The following is a 19,005-nucleotide window of genomic DNA, read 5'->3' as shown; positions in this document are numbered from 1 at the left end:
CAGATACAGATACAGCTGATACGACAAATACCGGCGTCCCGAAAACAGATACGGTGAAAATAAAGGCCTTAGCCAAACTCAAGCCAGAACCGGGGATCTGGATGACCGAGGTGGCTCCACCCGCATTGGGCCATAACGATCTGCTGATTAAGATCAGAAAAACCGCCATCTGTGGTACAGATGTCCATATCTATAACTGGGATGAGTGGGCACAAAACACCATCCCTGTGCCTATGGTCACCGGCCATGAGTATGTCGGTGAAGTAGTCGGTATCGGGCAGGAAGTGCCCGGTTTTACTATCGGTGATCGTGTCTCCGGCGAGGGCCATATCACCTGTGGTCACTGCCGTAACTGCCGGGGTGGCCGGACTCACCTGTGCCGCAATACCATCGGCGTGGGCGTCAATCGTACCGGCTGCTTTGCGGAGTATCTGGTGATTCCCGCGTTTAACGCCTTTAAGATTCCCGATGAGATCTCCGATGATCTGGCCGCGATTTTTGACCCCTTTGGTAATGCAGTACATGCGGCGCTGTCGTTTGATCTGGTGGGCGAAGATGTACTGATCACCGGCGCAGGCCCGATTGGCATTATGGCCGCCGCCATCGCTAAACATGTGGGCGCCCGCAATGTGGTGATCACGGACGTCAACGAATACCGCCTGGATCTGGCCTTTCGAATGGGCGGCACACGGGCGGTCAATGTGGCGGAAGAAAAACTGGAAGACGTGATGGATGAACTGGGTATGAGCGAAGGCTTTGATGTGGGCCTGGAGATGTCCGGTGTCCCCAGCGCCTTTAGCACCATGCTGAACACCATGAATCACAGTGGCCGCATCGCCATGTTGGGTATTCCACCGTCCAGTATGGCGATTGATTGGAATCAGGTGATATTTAAAGGCCTGACCATTAAAGGCATCTACGGTCGTGAAATGTTTGAAACCTGGTACAAGATGGTCAGTTTGATTCAGTCTGGGCTGGATATTAATCCTGTGATCACCCATCACTTTCATATTGATGACTTTCAACAGGGTTTTGATGTCATGCGATCAGGACAATCCGGTAAGGTAATTCTGGATTGGGTGAACGGTTAAGTACAGGCGGAGCGTCTACGGCAGGGCTTGGATTCAAGGGATAAGTAGCAACGGTAATCCACTCTTGTGTTTATTTTCTTATACCGTCTTTTATCCGGGCTTTTAGCGAAATACCGGATAATGGTCGGAAGGCGCCTTGCGGCTTTTCCGACCTACAGCAACTTATCTGGTTTGGTTTTATAAAGCTTAGTTAAAACCAAACTTTCCGTTGCTGTTTTTCCACTGACTTTGGGCAGGAATCTCCTCGATTACATCCCAGTGTTCGACAATTTTGCCATTATCAACCCGGAACAGATCATAAAAAGAGACATGTTGACCGGCAAACTCACCCTCACTGATGGTCAGCACAAAGTTACCTTCGCCCAGCACTTTATGGTTCTTGCTATAAGACATGGTTAAACCCTGCTTGGCCATTGCTTCCAGTGCTGCACCTAAACCGCTTAAACCGTCACCAATCGCACTATTGTGTTGCAGGTAGTTTTCTTCACCTGCATCGATAAAACGTGGCAGTTGATCAAACTGACCTTGCATCAAAATGGTATCGACAAAATCAGCCACTAACGCTTTATTTTCAGCGGTTTTGTTCAGGTCTTTAACCTCTGTAGGGCCATCCAGCTGGGTACGACCGCTCGGGTTTGGGCCTGTTTTCTTCGCCAGATTGTCCCAGTGCTCAACAATTTTGCCATTTTCAAAACGGAAAATATCAAAGCCTACTTTCGGACCAAAGAAGTTGTAATCCGTGTGCGTAAACACATAGTCGCCATCCTGGAAAGCCCGTTTGACATCGACCTTGGCACTGCCTTCAGGCAGCGCCTTTAGAACCTCACCAAAACCCGCCAAACCATCGGCAACCGCCAGGTTGTGCTGAATATATTGGTTGGCATTTACATAGCTCACCGCATGATGATCACCATTTTCAATGCTGTTCAGCAGGGCAACCGCTTTGTCTTTATTGGATAGGGTATGTTCCTCACCAACAGATTGGTTTGAACAGGCGGTTGTAGAGATAACAGTAGCCGCCAGTGCGGCAGATAGAATTTTTTTCATGACTTAACCTCTCGTTTTCATTGAGATCATGGTAAGTCAGAGCTTGAATTAGCACATGGTCACTATCAGAACAAAAATGGTAAATATCGAACTTTTTCAAGGCTCAGTCGCGCGATATTGAGCCAAACCCCGCTGTTTCTGAAAACGTGCCGGTGTAGATCCGGTATGTTTCTTAAAGTACTTAACGAAATTGCTGGCATCCTCAAAGCCCAGATCATACGCCAACTGTTGTGTAGTCAGGCGATCAATAGAGAGCCTTCTTTTTGCTTCCAGCACGGTAAAGGCATCGATAATCTGCTTAGCCGTTTTGCCAGTGGCGAGCTTGCATAATTGGTTCAGGGTTTTATAGGTGCAATGCAGCTGCTCTGCGTAACAAGTCGCGTCTCTATTACTCTGGAACTGCTGCTCAAGCAGCGTCGCAAAGCGAATCATTCTCTGTTGCTGCTCTTTGTTTAAACGCCCCTCACTCTGAGGCGGCCTGGCCCTGCGTAACAGCAGAAAAAGTGAAGAAAACAGATGCATCGCAATCAATGTATTGGCATCTTCCCGCGCCAACTCTTTCTCTATTTCACCGAATAGAGCAAAACAGCTGTCACGCAGCGCCTGATCAGGGGTAAATACCGGCACTAAACCGGTATCCAGCGAGGTAGGTGAAAACTCGGATAGCCGCATATTGGCCAAAGCCTGATCGACAAAACGCTGAGTAAAAAGCAGAACTTTGCCCTTGATCGGTGAGCTGAAGTCAAAGGCATGAATCTGATGCCTTTGGACTGCGATAAAGTCACCGGCCTGAAAAGCATAACGGTTGAAGTCCACCAGATGCAGTCCCTGACCTTGCTCAACCACAATAAGATTGTAGAAGCCGATACGATGGGGCTTGTCCGGTGGATGAGTGGGGTTATGCTGCCTCTGCTGCAGCATCTCTAACTCAATCACCTGCAATTCCCGTTCTGCTGAACGCTTGTAGTTAAAGCCTACGTCTGGAAAACTCACGTTTCTTTCTTGCCTTTATTTCTTAGCTTTACTTTACCTAAGATAGCTCGCTTAGAGAGTTCGCTTATTATCCGAAACCGCGAGCGATAGAATTGAACCCAAATGCTTAAACAGCAAACTCTTCTGTATCGATTTCCAATTGAGTGTTGGCGTTATAACGGGGACCAGCCACTGTTGCTTGATTGATAATCTGATCCAAGCGCTCAAAAGCACCAGCACTTAAGGTCACATCCTGAGCGCTGAAGTTTTCCTTTAAATGATCAGGATTTGTCGTACCAGGAATCGCGATAATATTGTCATCACGACCTAAAACCCAAGCCAGCGCCAACTGTGCCAGAGAACAACCCTCTTGCTGGGCTACTTCGGCGACCTGCTCCAACAGGGCCAGGTTTTTAGCATAATTATCGGCATCAAAACGCGGCATATTGCGACGCAGATCATTCGCCGCCAAAACAGATGGATCGGTCAGCTTACCGGTAAGAAATGCCCTTGCCAGAGGGCTAAAAGCCACAAAGGTTGTACCCAGTTCACGGCAGGCTTCCAATACCGCTATCTCGGGGTTACGGGTCCACAGCGAGTACTCCGTTTGCATGGCGGCAATAGGATGTATTTTATGTGCCTTACGCAAGGTATCCGCAGACATCTCAGATATACCTATACTCCTGATCTTACCCGCTTCCACCATACGGGAAAGTTCACCGACACTGTCTTCAATGGGCACATTGCGATCCAAGCGGTGCAGGTAATAGAGATCGATAGCCTCAGTTTGTAAACGCTGCAGGCTGCCTTCCAGAGTCTTGCGAATAGTTTCCGGTCGGCCATCTAAAACCCGCTTCCCCTGATCATCTTTATACAGCACGCACTTACTGGCTAAGACAAACTCATCACGCCGACCTTTCAGCACCTTACCCAGTAAAGTTTCATTGGCTCCAAAGCCGTACAGTGATGCGGTATCCAGGTGGTTATAGCCCAGATCCAAAGCACTTAACAGCAAGCGCTCAGCCTCCTGTTCGGAGGGCGGCGTACCATAAGCATGGGACAAATTCACACAGCCCAAACCGATTGGAGAACAAGTAAAAGGGCCCAGATTACGTGTAGCCATAATAACCTCTGATTAAAAACGGATGACTTTCTGCGGTTTCGGATAATAATTACCGACCTTACCACTCAGATAATCGCCTGATCTGCCAGTAAGCATTGAGTCGAGATCTCTGATCTTAAAGCAGTGTAGCCGGATGTTTTGTGCTCATTTACAACACCTTGCAGTCAGGCCGCTCTGGTGATGGATCGGGATAGCGCTTCTATTACCGCCTGAGCCAGTAGCTCGCCAAAGAGTACATGCTTACCACAATAATGCACCTCTTTCGGGCCAAAGCCATTTACAATAGCTACGGAGTCAGTCCCTGTGCCTGTCGCAACATCGCCGGATACCGGGCTGATCACTCCAGCGTCCTGCAAAACCGCAGCTTTAGCCTCAGTGATCACCATCAAGGCTTCAACCATCGCCGCCTGAGTTAAACAGGCATTGGTCAACATAATCAGGTTAATTGTGCCGACCTCTTCCGGCTCAGAGACTATCTGTCGGTATTCTGCTAAATCGCCTGCCCTACGGGCATTAGCCAGGCCAACTGTTGCCAGAACAGTAATCTCAACACCTTGGGCTGATCGCACTGATTGACGAAACGACTTCATTGAGGCTGCTGTCATCATACCGACTAACTGGCCTTTACCGCCTAATGCACTGGCATAGTTAACAAGCGTTTGTTCCGGTGGCTCTGCTGCCTCGGTATGTTTTGGTACTTTCAGGTTTAAAACCTGATCTGCAGAGACTAAGCCGCCGTTACACACGGCGGAACTCAGTACCTGATGAGATTTACTCAGGCTTATGTGAAGATAGTCTTGTGTGTGACTGAGAGAAGCAAAATGGGTTAATGGTATCGGCATATATTTGTTGGATAAGATTCGTTGGCAGGGATTTCTTAGCCTGAGAAGTTATACCAAACAAGATAAGTGGTTGTAGGTTGGAAAAGCCGTAAGGCGCCTTCCGACAATCATCTGATACCGGAGCCAATGTCGGATGGCGCTTCGCTTATCCAACCTACTCTGATATCAAGAAACTTATCAGGACTGGTATTAGTACAGACTGCACTGAAAGGATTGGTCCAAGTCTACAGCAACGATCCCATATCATCAGCCAGAAAAAAGCCGGGGCTTTAAAGTCTTACGCTCGCTACTGCGTTCCAGAATGGCCTGTTTCTCGGAAACTGTAGCCTGATACCATTGCAGAATCTCATCATAACTGCGGAAACAACCCAGACAGATATCATTTTCATCCAGGCAGCAGTTACGTACACAGGGAGATTCAACATCTTCCTGTGTGTCTTGTGTGTCTTGTGTGTCTTGTGTGTCTTGTGTGTCTTGTGTGTCTTGTGTGTCTTGTGTGTCTAAAGGTGGCTGAGACTGTAAGTCACTCATATTATACCTTACGCAAAGTCCCTGAAACGCCCAATAAAACCTAGCAGCTCTTATTTCTTAACAGGTAATCCTCTGCCTGCTGGATAAAGTCACTGATCGCTTGCTCCAGATCTGGCAGGCGATGGATGACAGCATCAATACTATCCGACTTCGCAACTTGCTCAAGGGTTTCACACAGTTCAGCCAGCAAGATGGCTGAACCATTTGCAGCAATACCTTTTAACCGATGCAGTTGGGTCAAGAGCAGGTTTATATCCCGTGTTTGAAGATGCGCGTTAATCTGATCAAGCTGATTAGGCAGCTCATCAATGGTCATCGTCAGGGTGATTTCAACCAGGTCATGATCACCTATAAGGCGTGAATTCAGAGCAATACTGTCGAATGCCTGAGTAGCTATTGATGGTGTACCCAGAGTCGTTTGCACAACGCCCTTCTCTTCTGAAGATAACCAACGTAACAGGCACTCTTCAATGGCTTTTGGGCTGAGAGGCTTAGTCAGATAATCATCCATACCCGCTGCGCGACAGCGTTCCGCCTCACCTTTCATAGCATTAGCGCTGAGGGCGACAATAGGTACTGAGGATTTATCCGGTGCTTCCTGTATCTGACGAATTTGACGGGTGGCTTCCAAACCGTCCATCACGGGCATCTGGCAATCCATCAGAATCAGATCAAAGCTGCGATGATGCAATTTCACTAATGCTTCCCGGCCATGACTGGCGACTTCAACGTGATGCACATATTTTTCCAGCAAGCCCTTAGCAACGATCTGGTTCGTTTCATTGTCATCAACAACCAATACACGGGCATCAATGATCTTTGCCAGCCCACCGCCTCTGGTTTGTGTTTTCTCTTCGGATGTTTCCACTCCAGAAAGCATAACCAGGCAACGATATAACTCCGGTAACACAATGGGATGGTGCACAATACCAGCGTATTGGTTATAGAACGTCTGCTCTTTTAACTGTAAAGGGTGACTTAACAGAATACACTTAAGATCCCCCAGTAACGAATCCTGTGTCACCTGCTCGGTAAAGCGCAACGGCTCACTGAGTTCTAAGCTCTCATCCACAAGCACAAGATCATAAGGTTGTTTTGTCTGGGCAGCCTTATGCAGCTCCAATATGGCATCTTCCGGGCGTTCGAGCACGACATTATCGATACGCCAGGCCGTCAGCGCTTCTGACAATAACGGGCGATAACAAGAGCTGCCATGCAACACCAATACCTTAAGCGCACCAGCAGGCAAAGCAGAGGCAGAACGCTGGACAGAACAGTACTGCATTGGAAGCGTAAACCAGAAGGTTGTACCTTCGCCCGGCATACTTTCAACGCCAATTTCCCCCCCCATCGCTTCAACCAGTTGTTTGGAAATTACCAAACCCAAGCCTGTGCCACCGTGCTTACGACTGGTAGAACACTCAGCCTGAGCATAGCGATTAAAGAGCTTGCCGATCTGCTCTTCGGTTAAGCCAATCCCACTGTCTCTGACCTCAAAACGCATACTGACCTGATTGTTACTCTGCGTTTCGGGAAATACCGACACATGAATCTGCCCTTGATCAGTAAACTTAATGGCGTTACCGACAAGATTATTTAGAATCTGGCGGATTCTCAGGGGATCACCAGTAACCCAGCTGGGTTCCAGATAACAATCGGGGCAGATTAACTCAAGACTCTTTTCATCCGCTCTTACGGCATGACTTGCAGCAATATCTCCCAACAGGCTGAGCAGATCAAACTCTGTACTTTCCAGCTCTATCATTCCGGCTTCAATTTTCGACAGATCCAACACATTGTTTACAATCGCCAATAAGGATTCGGAGCTTTTAATTGATAAATTCACCAGATTCGCCTGGCCAGGGGACAATGGCGTATCCTGCAACAGTAGTAATGTGCCCAGAATCCCGTTGATGGGGTTACGCACCTCATGGCTCATATTGGAGAGAAAATCGGTTTTATGTTGGCTGGCCTCTTCCAGTTGGCGAACCTTCTTGCGCAACTCAAGCTGCGAAACCACTTCCCGACTGAGGATTTCCAGGGCATTACGCTGTTGCTCTGTCAGAGTCTTTGGCTGATCACTGATGGCACACAGAGTGCCTAAAGCATATCCGTCGGGCGTCACCAACTGTGCACCGGCATAGAAACGGATATTAGGATCACCTGTGACCAGCGGATTATCAAAAAAACGATCATCCTGAGTCGCGTCGGGAATCTCAAATACCTGCCGCTGCAAAATAGCATGGGAACAAAAAGCAATATCACGGGAAGTCTCGGACGCATCCAGACCTACCGCAGACTTAAACCATTGACGGTTGGGGTCGATCAGGCTGATCAGCGCGATCGGAGTACCACAAATCTCTGACGCCAACTGGGTCAGGTCATCAAAAACTTTCTCTGCTTCAGTATCAAGAATATCGTAATCATAGAGCGCATCTAGGCGTTGTTTCTCATCATCTGGCAGAGAGGCCGTTTTCATATATCCATCCTTTTATCGGCATAAAGTAACACCCTTGAGTACGCACTTTATCTGGAAACAGATCTGTATGACCTATTCTAGCAAGCCTTGTTCCGATTTGAGATCACTAATTTAGCCAGATATGCCTTATACGCTTTAGATTCTGGTCAGAACGTCCTATCTTACACCCCGCTTGATACAATGCCATAACGCCGCTCTGACACTGCTCTAACGTCATAACGCTGTTCTAAAAAGGTTAACCAATCAACTCCGCCAGCTGTTTTTTACTGGCATCAAACTCACTAAGATGAGCCAACTCTTCCATCTCTGCTTTAAACTCTGCCTCCATGGCGACCAGCTCAATTCTGAGTTCTGCCTCAATCTCATTCAGGTAGTTTTCAATATCCTGTAAGCCTGTTGTTGCATCAATCACATCAGCCTGAGCCTTTGCTTCAATCTTGCTGGCTTCCAACTCAGCTTTGTAGTGCTTAATCGCTTTTTTTGTCTTGCTCAGCTTTTCCAGTGCATGATTGATCAGCGCTTTATCCGCGAATTCGAATAACAGGGCATCCTCGCTGTCCTCATCATCAATACCGGTAAAGCTCTCGGGTAGAAAAATCTCTCTGTAGCAAAGTAGTTCCAACTTAACATTAGCCAATTTAATAAAAGCTAATGCGATAGACTCATTATCCGTTAGATCCTGAATCTTCCGGGTGACTTTCAACGGACAATTCATTGTCGTACTCCCTTAATCTGTTATCCTGCCACTGTGTTATTTCATAGAGCGATATAACGGCCTTAGCAATCCGCCAAGAGCGATATGCACTACACATTACAAAGCTAATATGACAGTTAAGCATATGAAAAGTAACAGATTAACGACTGAGCTAAGACACTAAATATTCAAAGGCCAGTGCTGTATATGATGAGTCAACCATAAAAAAATCGATTGATTTAACGTGACAGCGCTTTGAACGAACACCGCCAGGCCAACCGCATCAGTCGGCCAGCTCCAGATAACTTTCCAGCCAGACCTCCAACTGATCAGCACTTAAAGGCCTGCTAAGCAGGTAGCCCTGAGCGACATCACAGCCACTTTCCAACAGAAAATCCAGCTCACTTTGATTTTCCACACCTTCAGCCACAACCTTCATACCCAAAGCATGACCCATGGTGATCATTGCCTGCACCAAAGTGCGATTACGCTCATCCAATGAAAGATTTCTGATAAAAGAGTGATCAATCTTCAGCTCATCCAAAGGAAATACCTGCAGATAACTCAACGAGGAGTAACCTGTGCCAAAGTCATCAATAGAGACTTTCAGGCCTGATTCCCGCTGACTGCGCAGTTGATCGATCGCATAGCTGTTTTTTTCCATCAGCAGATGTTCCGTGATTTCCAGTTTAATCTGCTCGCGGGATAACTGATAACACGCCAATGTCTGCTCAAAGAAGCCAAAGAAACTGTCCACCGCCTCTAACTCTCTACTGGCGATATTAACTGCGATCCGCTGAATGTTAGAGCCGCTGTCACACCACTGCCGCAACTGGCGACACGCCTGTTCAATCACAATCATGCCGATATCCTTGATCAACCCACTCTCTTCAGCTAATGGGATAAACTCATCGGGTACTAATAATCCCTGCGTCGGATGCTGCCAACGGATCAGCGCCTCGACACTCATCACCGTCTGAGATTTAAGGTCTAACTTGGGCTGATAGAAGAGCACAAACTCCTGCTTCTTAATGGCCAGTCGCAACTCTTCTTCCATGCGGATACGGTTTAACGCATGGGAGTTCATTTCAGTCGTATAGAAACGGTAAGTATTGCGGCCTGCTTCCTTGGCACGATACATCGCCATATCCGCATGCTTAAGCAGGGTTTCCATATCCGCCGCATCCGCGGGACACAGCGTAATTCCGACACTACCACTGATATAGTTCAGCTCTTCACCGTTCACATGGAAGGGTTTTCTCAACTCCTGGACAATTTTTTCCGCAAACTGTTCCAACTCGTTGATATTATTGACCTGATCAAACAAGGCGGTAAACTCATCGCCACCCAGCCGGGCAACCAGATTGTTGTTACCGGCGACCCGCTGCAGGCGCTGTGCCGCTTCCAATAACAGCAGATCACCGAAGGAGTGGCCCAGAGTATCATTCACCTCTTTAAAGCGATCCAGATCGATAAACATCAGCGCAAAAGGACGGTCTTCCTGCTTCTGTCTGATCACCGCTTCCTTTAACTTGGCGGCGAACAGAGTTCGATTCGGCAGATCTGTTAAGGCATCATAGTTAGCCTGATACCAGATATCCTCTTCGTATTTCTTCCTTTGGGTAATATCGCTAAACAGGCCGATATAACGCAGCACTTCACCTGTGTCCGAGTTTTTTACGGTGTTAATCGACAACCACTCGGGATAAACTTCACCGGTTTTGCGCCGATTCCAGATCTCACCTTGCCAGGAGCCTTTTGTTTCCAGCTGCTGCCACATCTGATGATAAAACTCACGGGGATGACGACCTGAGGATAATAAAGAGGGAGAGTGCCCTGTGACCTCTTCCTCACTGAAACCTGTAATTTTACAAAATGCCGGATTAACGGACAGAATGCGGTTACCGGTATCCGTAATTACAATCGCCTCTGAGGTATTATTAAAGACAGAACTGGCCAGGGTTAGTGCTTCTTCATGGGCCAGACGCTCGCTGATATCCCGAATGGTCAGGGTGTAAAGCGGTGGGTTGGAATAAGAGATACGCCCACAGGAGACTTCTACGGGAAACAACTCACCTTCCGGGTGCTGACCGTTATAACGTATTGCTCTAAGCTGCTTCAAACGACTTGTCGAGCTGTCACTCAGTTTTTCATGACCGCCCTGTTTTTCGTACCCACTACGCATCATAGCTTCGCCTGATTTCTGCTCAGTATCAAACTCTACATCAGACTCTATTAATAGGGTATGGAAATCCGGTAACAGGCACTCCAGGTTCAGCTTCGATTGCTCCTCCGGGTTGATAAGGCCACTGTCAAAGCGTAAATCAAAGATCCCTTCAGCTGCGGGATTCATATCCACGACAAGACCAGACTCACTGATCGTGATAATACCATCTGCTGTAGCATTCAAAATGGCACTTTTACGGGCTTCGCTTATTTTCAACGCCTTGGTTGCTTCGTTTACCTGCAGCAGATGGCTCAAACGGTTTTTCAGTACCGCCCAGTGGATCGGTTTGGTGATATAGTCACTGCTACCGGCTTTAAAGGCCTGATCAATAAAGCCTTCATCATTCATAGCCGTCACAATGATAACAGGCGTGTGCTCACCTTTTGGTAACTGCTTGAGTGTCTGACAAATATCCACACCGGACAGATCTGGCAGGTCTCCATCCAGCAACACAGCATCCGGCTGATGCTGCTGAAACAGGCGAATAGCATCCAAACCACACGCAGCTTTCACAACACGATAATGATGACCGGTTAAAAACTGCTCTAACATCAGCAAAAAAACCGGATCATCATCCACAATCAGTATCAGTGGATGATGGACTCCAGGAGGGTTAGCCGAAGTATTATTCACCATGGCAAAGCGTCTCTATTTCAATATCCGTAAAGGCGGCATCCAAACTAGCGATGGCCTTAGGTAGCTGCGTTACTAATTTCTCTAATGACTGGAGCTGGTGATCTTTTGCACCATGTTCCAGCTGCTCAGCCATATAGCCAACCTGCTCAGCCCCCAGGCTGTAGGCGCTGCCTTTGAGACGGTGCGCGGCTCGCCGTAAGCCATCAGTATCCTGACTGGCATAGGCTTGCTCAATACTCTCCAACAGAGCAGGCAGGCTACCGGAAAAGGTTTTCATCAAAGGCTCTAACGCCTGAGATCCCAGGTCATCACCCAGGCGTTTAAAGATCTTCACATTTAATACAGGTCGCTGACTGTCAAGCGACGCCCCATGATCCTGCGCTGCAAAAACCGCCTCAGGCTTCCAGGCTGCCTTATCAATGGATTTATCTACGGCTTTTTCAACGATGCTTTCAACAACCCGTTCGACATTCCTTTCAACATTCCTTTCAACATTTCTTTCAGCAATAGGCCCAGAAACAGGTTCAGAAACAGGATTAACAGCAGAAGGGCTTGGGACACTTACAGCCTGTTCCGGTAGCCAATGCAGCAGGATGTCTATCAGCTTATTTTTTGACAGCGGTTTGGCCAGATGATCATCCATACCTCGTTGCAAACACAACTCTCGATCGCCTCCCATCGCATGAGCTGTTAAAGCGACAATGGGTGTACGATCACCTGTCCTCTTCTCGATTTCGCGAATCTTTTCTGTTGCCAGATAGCCGTCCATTACCGGCATCTGAATGTCCATCAAAATCAGATCAAAGTGACTCTTACGGTAAAGCGCGACAGCCTGGGCACCATCTTCAGCCAGTTGAGCCTCAAAACCCAACTGACTTAACACACCCAAAGACACCTGCTGATTGACGGGCGTATCTTCCACTAACAGTAACTTGGCACCAAAGCGTTGCGCCAATGCCTGACTCTTATCAAATGCACCCGTTTGTTTCGCAATAGAACCCGTACTTTTAGCGGCACCGTCCCAAGCATCAACAGAACAAAACTTATCATACTGAGAGACCTGGCTGTATCCGGTAAGTACCTTGATCATGGCATTGTAAAGTTCGGACTGACGGAATGGTTTACGCAGGTAATAGTCAACCCCGGCATCCATCGCCTGTTCGCTGTCTTCCATATCCATAGAACTGAGCATAATGATTTTCAGCTCTGCCAGATCAGGCTCCTGCTTGATCATCTGCACCAGCTCCAGACCGCTGATATCAGGCATCATCTGATCAACCAAAACCATCTGGTAAGGGTTGCCTTCGCGAGCCCGCTGCAACAGCCGCTCAAAGGCCGCTTTGGCATGACTTTCTGAGCCGTTCTGCATACCCCAGGAGATCACAATATGATGCAGCAGCTCCCGGTTAGTGCTGTTATCATCGACAATTAATGTCGCGGTACGATTCAGTAGCGCCTGGTGCTCTTCGGTGATATCAAAGCACTGGCCGCCCTTTTGCAGTGGCAGATCAAACCAGATCCGGGTGCCCTGACCCACATCACTGTCCAGCTTGATCTCTCCTCCCATCAGTTCAACCAGCTGACGGGAGATTGCCAGACCTAAACCGGTGCCAGCATATTTACGGGTACTGGAACTGTCCAGCTGAACAAATTTCTGAAACAGTTTTTTTCGCTGACTATCAGAGATACCGATGCCGGTATCGATCACCTTAAAGCGCAGCAGCAACTGATCTGCCTGCTCGTCGATAATCTCAACACTGACGACCACTTCACCTTTATCGGTGAACTTGATGGCGTTATTGACCAGGTTCATCAGAATCTGGTTGATACGATCCGCATCCCCTTTCAGGTAGTGGCTGAGGCGCGGCAAAGTGACAGGAATGAGTTCCAACCCCTTACGGTTGGCATTATCCGCATAAAGCAAAACGCAGTTTTCCAACAGCTCATTGGGATTAAACTCAGCGATATGGATATTAAACTTGCCTGCCTCGATCTTCGACAGATCAAGAATATCATTCAATAGGTTCAGCAGAGTTTCGCCGGAACGTTTGACGGCTTCCAAATGTCGGCGCTGCAACATATTCAGCGGGGTATTCAGTACCAGCTCTGTCATGCCCAGTACGCCATTTAAGGGCGTGCGGATCTCATGGCTCATGGTGGCCAGGAATTGCGCCTTCGCAACAGTGGCTTCATTTGCCTGTTCTAACGCTTTTTCCAGCTCCTGAGTGCGGGAGGCAACCTTTTGTTCGAGCGAGCTATTAGCATCCGCCAGATCCTGCTGGGATTGGTTCAGATGCTCCAGCATCGCCTGGATCGATTGCCCCAGGGATGCAATCTCATCGTCACCTTGTACCGGGATGTCGGTACTCCTCTCCCCGGCAGTGATTTTATCTGCAGCGGCTTTTAGTCGCAGTAAAGGTTTAGTGATATGGTAAGCCAATACGATTGAGGCCAGCACCAGGAGTAATACCCCTACCAGCATCATTAGAGTGATGCGCTTAAACAACCCGGCGGACTCATGGCTCAGATATTCCAGATCAGTGATAGCACCGATAATGATATCCTGACTTAAACCATAGCGTGTCATAGGCAGGCGCCTGAGCGCCAGTCCCATATCATGGGATTCCAACTCTAAGGCGTTCTGTCCATTCCCGTTAGTAGCGGGATTAAAAATAGTAACATCACTGCCCGCCAGCTCCTGGAAATCCTTGCTCAGATTAAACTGAGGGTTAAGTTCGTAAGCCCAGTTTCTCTCCAGGTCAGGATGGCTTAAATACCGGCCATCCATATTGGCGGCAAAATAGCTGACCTGCCCGGAACCCTGGCGCAGATTAGCCGTGATTTTATCGAAATCCACTTGGATGATCAGCACACCGGCCGCAATACCGTAGTGGTCATAGATCAGCTGACCGGCATAGAAAATTGACTTAGGGGGATAAACAATCTGACCGGCAGATTTTAGCAGCTTGGGATCGCTGACCCAGATCTGCTCTTGATTATTGTCCAACAGCTGTTTTCTGGCCCAGGCAAAATCACCCTGGTCTGGATTAAAAATCTGAGTTTTATCCAGCACAATCTCACCGTTACGCTCAATGTGCAGTAGCGGCTGTGTCTCATCCAGTAAATGTAGCTGAATGGATTGATAAGCCGAACGCTGACGTATGACAGTATGAACAACCGTCAGAAAACGCTGTCGCCACATAGACAACGTCATATTCTCCTGTTCATCGTACCCGCCACCCTCTTTGGCCCGTACAACCCCTGAAATCGCATTACTTTGACCCAGCAGATCGATATCATCTCTCAGTGTTCTGATCTTCTCCAGCATCAGAGACTCTTCCCGCTCCAGATCCTGCCCCAGACCTTGCAGCGCCTGTTGTTCCAGAAGGTCAGCAGAGCTGTTATAGCTGATCATACCGATCAACAACATTCCGATCAGACTGATGACCAGAGAAAAGAAACCAATTTTTACCGGCAGTGAATAAAGCAATCGTCGATTCATAGCGGTTCCGGCATTAGCATAAATTTCAGTCGTTTTTCCAGCTCATGTAACAGTAGAGACACCTGTAGCATCTCACTGTATTGATCACCTGCCTGCAAGCTCTGTGTTAACTGCAGTCTTATGCCTGTCTCAGCAATCTGTTCAGATGAGTAACGGCCTGAGTCTGAACGAAAAATTCCCAGATGAGGCTTCAAGGCAATCAACTCATCATGAATAAGATTCAGATTGGCATAAAGGTCGGCCTGATTAAGATTGCCAGGCAGAAAGTAGTCCGGCGGCATGGGGCTAAAACATCCCCCTCGCTTCTTAATCTCCCCCACCAGCCGCAACAGTGTACGGCTTTGCAGCATAACACTACCGATATCAGCCTTAATCAGGGATTTATTGGCGCGATTCAAGCGGGTATAAGCATGGTTCAAACGTGGATTAGCATCATTAAGCTGATAAGTACTGTCTGAACCAGCATCAGTGATCTCATCCGGTAGCACAAATTCCCGGTCAAGATGCAGATAGATACTTTGTAGGGCCCGGACGATTTCAACACCTTGAGACCACAAATCCTGAGTGTTTACCAGATGCTGACTTGTCAGAAGATCCAGCTGCGTCTTAACCTGCCACATTTTACGATACACATCCTGTGGTGTTTTATTTTCCACCAACGGAATATCCACTTCTGAATAAGTGAAACTCAGACGTTTAAAGTGCAATTTCAGCTCCTGCTCTAAACGTAACATCAGTTGATAGACATCATTAGGGCTTACTTCACGCAGTGGCGGATGAGGAATGGCTGTTGCCGCCAGACCCAGTTCACGGCGTAACAGATCAGCCGTCTTCAGATTATGCCGAGTGATCTGAAAGACATGACGGGGAGCGATGCTCTGGTTCAACACCAGCTCTGTCGCTTCAGCCCTGGCCCCCCGGGCTTTATTCAGCGCTTCCATGGCATGAAGAATTCGACTGGCAACAAGATAGGTATCATTAGGGGTTTTGTCTAAAGCGACATTGTCATACTGAAATAAAGCACTTTGGAGGCCAAAAACAGGTAGTAGCTTTTCAGCGTAAGCCAGCAGCTGAATCACATCATCCGGGGTTTTGTTTTTGCGTAAGGGAGGCAGGGGCAATTCCCGATCGACCCCCAGACGATATTTGATACGCTGCAGTTCAGCAATAACGACCTGTAGAGCATCGTATACGTCTGTTGGACTAATCACTCTTCGAGGTACTTCCGGGGCCCTTTCTGGTGCAGGCATCCAGAGGTTTTTCTGCGCCTGGGCAATCTTATTCTGCAGTTTGTACGCGGCCTGAAGAGCATGGTTAGGGTGTTTGCCCTGAGTTTTCTCCGGTTTTTTCAAATGTAACGCCTTATTTTGGCTCAGGCGTAAAAAATCAATCTGCTGAACAATATACTCCGCTTGCTGATAAACATCGTTGGGGGTAAAACCACGCACACCCAACAAGGGATCAAACGCCAGGGAGACTTGCCATAAGTTAGCATATACATCAGTCGGTGTAATATGACGCTCAATCCGTTCAGGCGCAGACACCTGAGGCGGCGGCTCAGGTAACAATAACCGAATCTCATCCCGTACAGACAGCACTAGATCATAGACTTCATCCGGGGTGATCTGTCGGGCAGGGTAATGGGGAATGACGATCTCACCCATGCCTTTAATGTGACGGTAGCGATTGACCTTAGCCAGGACTTCCAACGCTTTCTGATACACGTGGCGCGGTTGTTTCGGATCAACAGGCGGCAACTGCTGATGCAGAATCTCTCTTTGCTCCAGTTCCTGCAACAGGTAAACATCTTGCTTCATCTGTTCCGCAAGAACAAAATTATCCTGGGGTGTTTTGGCAGGTGAGATAAAACGGGCTTCAGCTAGCGTAGGCCAGCCAGAAAGAATAAACAAACAGGCAACAGTTCCCAGTACAAAAGTCCATTTTGCAGGTATACGGGGTCTGCAGACTGTATAAATGCTGTGGGGTAGCATCAAATCAGCCTTTTAATCATCAGAAGTTAGCCTTTCTGGTTTTAAGTCAACTTGTCATCCGCAGCTGCAGCCAGAAATTTGCATTTTATATACTTATATAAGATTTAGCTAAGCTATTATGAAAGTTTCTGCCAGGAAAGCAAGTCTGTATTGTATAAAAACACTAACTTTGTCATGACTCTATACGTCTCAAAGAGCATGGAAATAAGCCTCTCTAAACTAAGATTCATATTTACTCCTTATTTGGCTTTTATCGTTATACTGAACGGTCAGTTTAAGACTACTTTCTCTAGCAGGCTCCATATTACCGCAGCAAAAGGATGTTCTGATTTTGTTATCTCGAGCACCATCGCGAATTTTCACCAAATTCCTACTAGCACTACTCTGCACCTTAGTAGCTACAGTGCTACTGACGCTAATGGTGACCAACTGGTCGTTCCAGCAGGGATTTATCGATTACTTGGAGCAGGGTGAAATCTCTCGCGCAGAGAAAGTAGCCGAACTGTTTTCTCAAGAGTATCAGGAAGAAGGTGACTGGTACTTTATGGAAGAAAACTACTATGTCTGGGGTAAAACTATGCGAGCAGCAGGTATTCCTCTTGCCGACAGTCCTAGAAGACCCCGCCCGCCAAGAAATGGCGTCCCACCGGAAAATGACGAGAGAACACACAGAAAACCTCCCAGACCGGACCCGATGATAGAGAGTAATGGTTTTAATGGTGCTCAGGCTGGACCCGGTTTTGATATCCGCCTGGCTATTTACGATCAAAACAGAAACCCAATACTGTTTAAAAAACCCAGAGAGAAGATCAAGCACTGGTTGCCGATACAAGTAGACAACGAAACCGTTGGCTGGATCGGGCTTGAAGGCTTCCAGTTAGAAACCGATCAACTCGCCAGCAGCTTTCTGCAGCAACAACAGGAAAGCGCCTATCTGATCGCTGCCGCTATACTGATACTGGCCCTTGGCGTTGCCGCTTTGCTGGCACGCCAATTTCTTCGCCCTATTCATAAAGTCGCTTATGGTGCTAAGCGGGTCGCTTCGGGGGATTACTCACACCAGGTCGATGTAAAAGGGCAAGATGAACTAGCACAACTGGCCCGTGACTTTAATCAAATGACAGCTACCTTAAAACGCACTGAAGGGCTACGAAAACAGTGGATCTCAGATATATCCCATGAGTTACGTACACCTATTGCTGTACTGAGTGGCGAAATTGAAGCGCTGCTTGATGGCATTCGCCAACCTACACCTGAACGTATTAATTCCTTGTACAGTGACGTACAGGGGCTGGGCCAACTGGTAGAAGATCTGCATCAATTATCACTGGCCGATCAGGGCGCTTTAGAGCTTTCATGTCAGCAGGTAGATCTCTATAAAATCATCTGTAATCTGATGATTCCTTTCGTTCCCCGCCTGGAAGAAAAAGGTTTAACACTGGAGCTAAATGCTAATCGTAAACTGAGCTTTATTGTCTATGGCGATGCCCGACGTTTAACCCAGTTGATCACCAACTTGTTGGAAAACAGCCTGCGTTATACCGATAGTGGCGGTATAACCCTGCTTTCATTGCAACCACAGGAGGATCAGGTCTTGCTGATTATTGAAGATAGTACACCCGGAGTGCCGGAAGACTCCCTTAACCGTATTTTTGATCGTTTGTATCGCGTGGACAAATCCCGTAGCCGTTCTGTGGGCGGTTCCGGTCTGGGTTTATCGATTTGTAAGAATATCGTTGAGGCTCACGGTGGTAAGGTTTCTGCTTCTCAAAGTCATCTGGGCGGCTTGAAAATCAGTATCTACTTACCGCAAAATGCCAGTTAATTACGCTCAGGAAACACCTGAGCCAGATTAACCAGGGATTCAAGC

The 19,005-nt window shown here is 47.8% G+C and carries 12 protein-coding genes; 2 read left to right on the top strand and 10 right to left on the bottom strand.

Annotated features, from left to right (window positions below):
- The first annotated feature begins 59 nt into the window (after positions 1-59).
- Positions 60-1,091: an L-threonine 3-dehydrogenase gene (tdh, locus tag H579_RS0121430; protein ID WP_211224775.1), complete on the top strand. Its 1,032-nt coding sequence runs from the start codon at positions 60-62 to the stop codon at positions 1,089-1,091.
- Positions 1,092-1,277: 186 nt separating this feature from the next.
- Here the strand turns inward: tdh and H579_RS0121425 are convergent, their stop codons facing one another.
- From H579_RS0121425 to H579_RS0121380, 10 genes are all read right to left on the bottom strand, one after another.
- Positions 1,278-2,138: a nuclear transport factor 2 family protein gene (locus H579_RS0121425; protein ID WP_028302360.1), complete on the bottom strand. Its 861-nt coding sequence runs from the start codon at positions 2,136-2,138 to the stop codon at positions 1,278-1,280.
- A gap of 96 nt (positions 2,139-2,234) precedes the next feature.
- Complete coding sequence (locus tag H579_RS26990; RefSeq protein WP_036567117.1) at positions 2,235-3,131, bottom strand: AraC family transcriptional regulator; 897 nt, start codon at positions 3,129-3,131, stop codon at positions 2,235-2,237.
- A gap of 106 nt (positions 3,132-3,237) precedes the next feature.
- The gene (locus H579_RS0121415; protein WP_028302359.1) at positions 3,238-4,233 is read right to left on the bottom strand and encodes an aldo/keto reductase; all 996 of its coding nucleotides are present in this window, start codon (positions 4,231-4,233) and stop codon (positions 3,238-3,240) included.
- Positions 4,234-4,397: 164 nt separating this feature from the next.
- Positions 4,398-5,075, bottom strand: a complete 678-nt coding sequence (locus H579_RS28235; protein WP_028302358.1) for an adenosylcobinamide amidohydrolase — start codon at positions 5,073-5,075, stop codon at positions 4,398-4,400.
- A gap of 246 nt (positions 5,076-5,321) precedes the next feature.
- Positions 5,322-5,606, bottom strand: a complete 285-nt coding sequence (locus H579_RS26980; protein WP_051228157.1) for a DUF1289 domain-containing protein — start codon at positions 5,604-5,606, stop codon at positions 5,322-5,324.
- A 40-nt stretch (positions 5,607-5,646) separates the two neighbouring features.
- Positions 5,647-8,085 (bottom strand): GAF domain-containing hybrid sensor histidine kinase/response regulator, encoded by a 2,439-nt coding sequence (locus H579_RS28230; protein WP_051228155.1) that lies wholly within the window; start codon positions 8,083-8,085, stop codon positions 5,647-5,649.
- A 235-nt stretch (positions 8,086-8,320) separates the two neighbouring features.
- Positions 8,321-8,800 carry a hypothetical protein gene (locus H579_RS0121395; protein WP_028302357.1) on the bottom strand — a complete coding sequence of 160 codons (480 nt, stop codon included), beginning with the start codon at positions 8,798-8,800 and terminating at the stop codon, positions 8,321-8,323.
- Between the two features lie 262 nt (positions 8,801-9,062).
- A complete protein-coding gene (locus tag H579_RS26970; RefSeq protein ID WP_051228153.1) occupies positions 9,063-11,642 on the bottom strand; it encodes an EAL domain-containing protein in 2,580 nt (859 codons plus the stop codon).
- Positions 11,632-15,144: a response regulator gene (locus H579_RS28225; protein ID WP_051228151.1), complete on the bottom strand. Its 3,513-nt coding sequence runs from the start codon at positions 15,142-15,144 to the stop codon at positions 11,632-11,634. The genes H579_RS26970 and H579_RS28225 overlap by 11 nt, the downstream gene beginning before the upstream one ends.
- Complete coding sequence (locus H579_RS0121380; RefSeq protein ID WP_157834684.1) at positions 15,141-17,054, bottom strand: hypothetical protein; 1,914 nt, start codon at positions 17,052-17,054, stop codon at positions 15,141-15,143. The genes H579_RS28225 and H579_RS0121380 overlap by 4 nt, the downstream gene beginning before the upstream one ends.
- A gap of 484 nt (positions 17,055-17,538) precedes the next feature.
- On the opposite strand from H579_RS0121380, the gene H579_RS0121375 reads away from it, so the two are divergent.
- A complete protein-coding gene (locus H579_RS0121375) occupies positions 17,539-18,960 on the top strand; it encodes an ATP-binding protein (protein WP_157834683.1) in 1,422 nt (473 codons plus the stop codon).
- Positions 18,961-19,005 lie beyond the last annotated feature (45 nt).

This window comes from Oceanospirillum beijerinckii DSM 7166 (assembly GCF_000422425.1).
GTDB classification, from domain to species: Bacteria; Pseudomonadota; Gammaproteobacteria; order Pseudomonadales; family Halomonadaceae; genus Oceanospirillum; species Oceanospirillum beijerinckii.
The sequence above is the reverse complement of the archived record's forward strand: the minus strand, read 5'-3'. Positions and strand labels throughout refer to the sequence as shown.

Excerpts from the sequence above, each read along its gene's own strand:
- H579_RS28230 (WP_051228155.1), bottom strand. The coding sequence starts at position 8,085 with ATGAAAACGGCCTCTCTGCCAGATGATGAGAAACAACGCCTAGATGCG.
- H579_RS26970 (WP_051228153.1), bottom strand. The coding sequence starts at position 11,642 with ATGGTGAATAATACTTCGGCTAACCCTCCTGGAGTCCATCATCCACTG.
- H579_RS28235 (WP_028302358.1), bottom strand. The coding sequence starts at position 5,075 with ATGCCGATACCATTAACCCATTTTGCTTCTCTCAGTCACACACAAGAC.
- H579_RS0121395 (WP_028302357.1), bottom strand. The coding sequence starts at position 8,800 with ATGAATTGTCCGTTGAAAGTCACCCGGAAGATTCAGGATCTAACGGAT.
- H579_RS26980 (WP_051228157.1), bottom strand. The coding sequence starts at position 5,606 with ATGAGTGACTTACAGTCTCAGCCACCTTTAGACACACAAGACACACAA.
- H579_RS0121425 (WP_028302360.1), bottom strand. The coding sequence starts at position 2,138 with ATGAAAAAAATTCTATCTGCCGCACTGGCGGCTACTGTTATCTCTACA.
- H579_RS0121415 (WP_028302359.1), bottom strand. The coding sequence starts at position 4,233 with ATGGCTACACGTAATCTGGGCCCTTTTACTTGTTCTCCAATCGGTTTG.
- H579_RS28225 (WP_051228151.1), bottom strand. The coding sequence starts at position 15,144 with ATGAATCGACGATTGCTTTATTCACTGCCGGTAAAAATTGGTTTCTTT.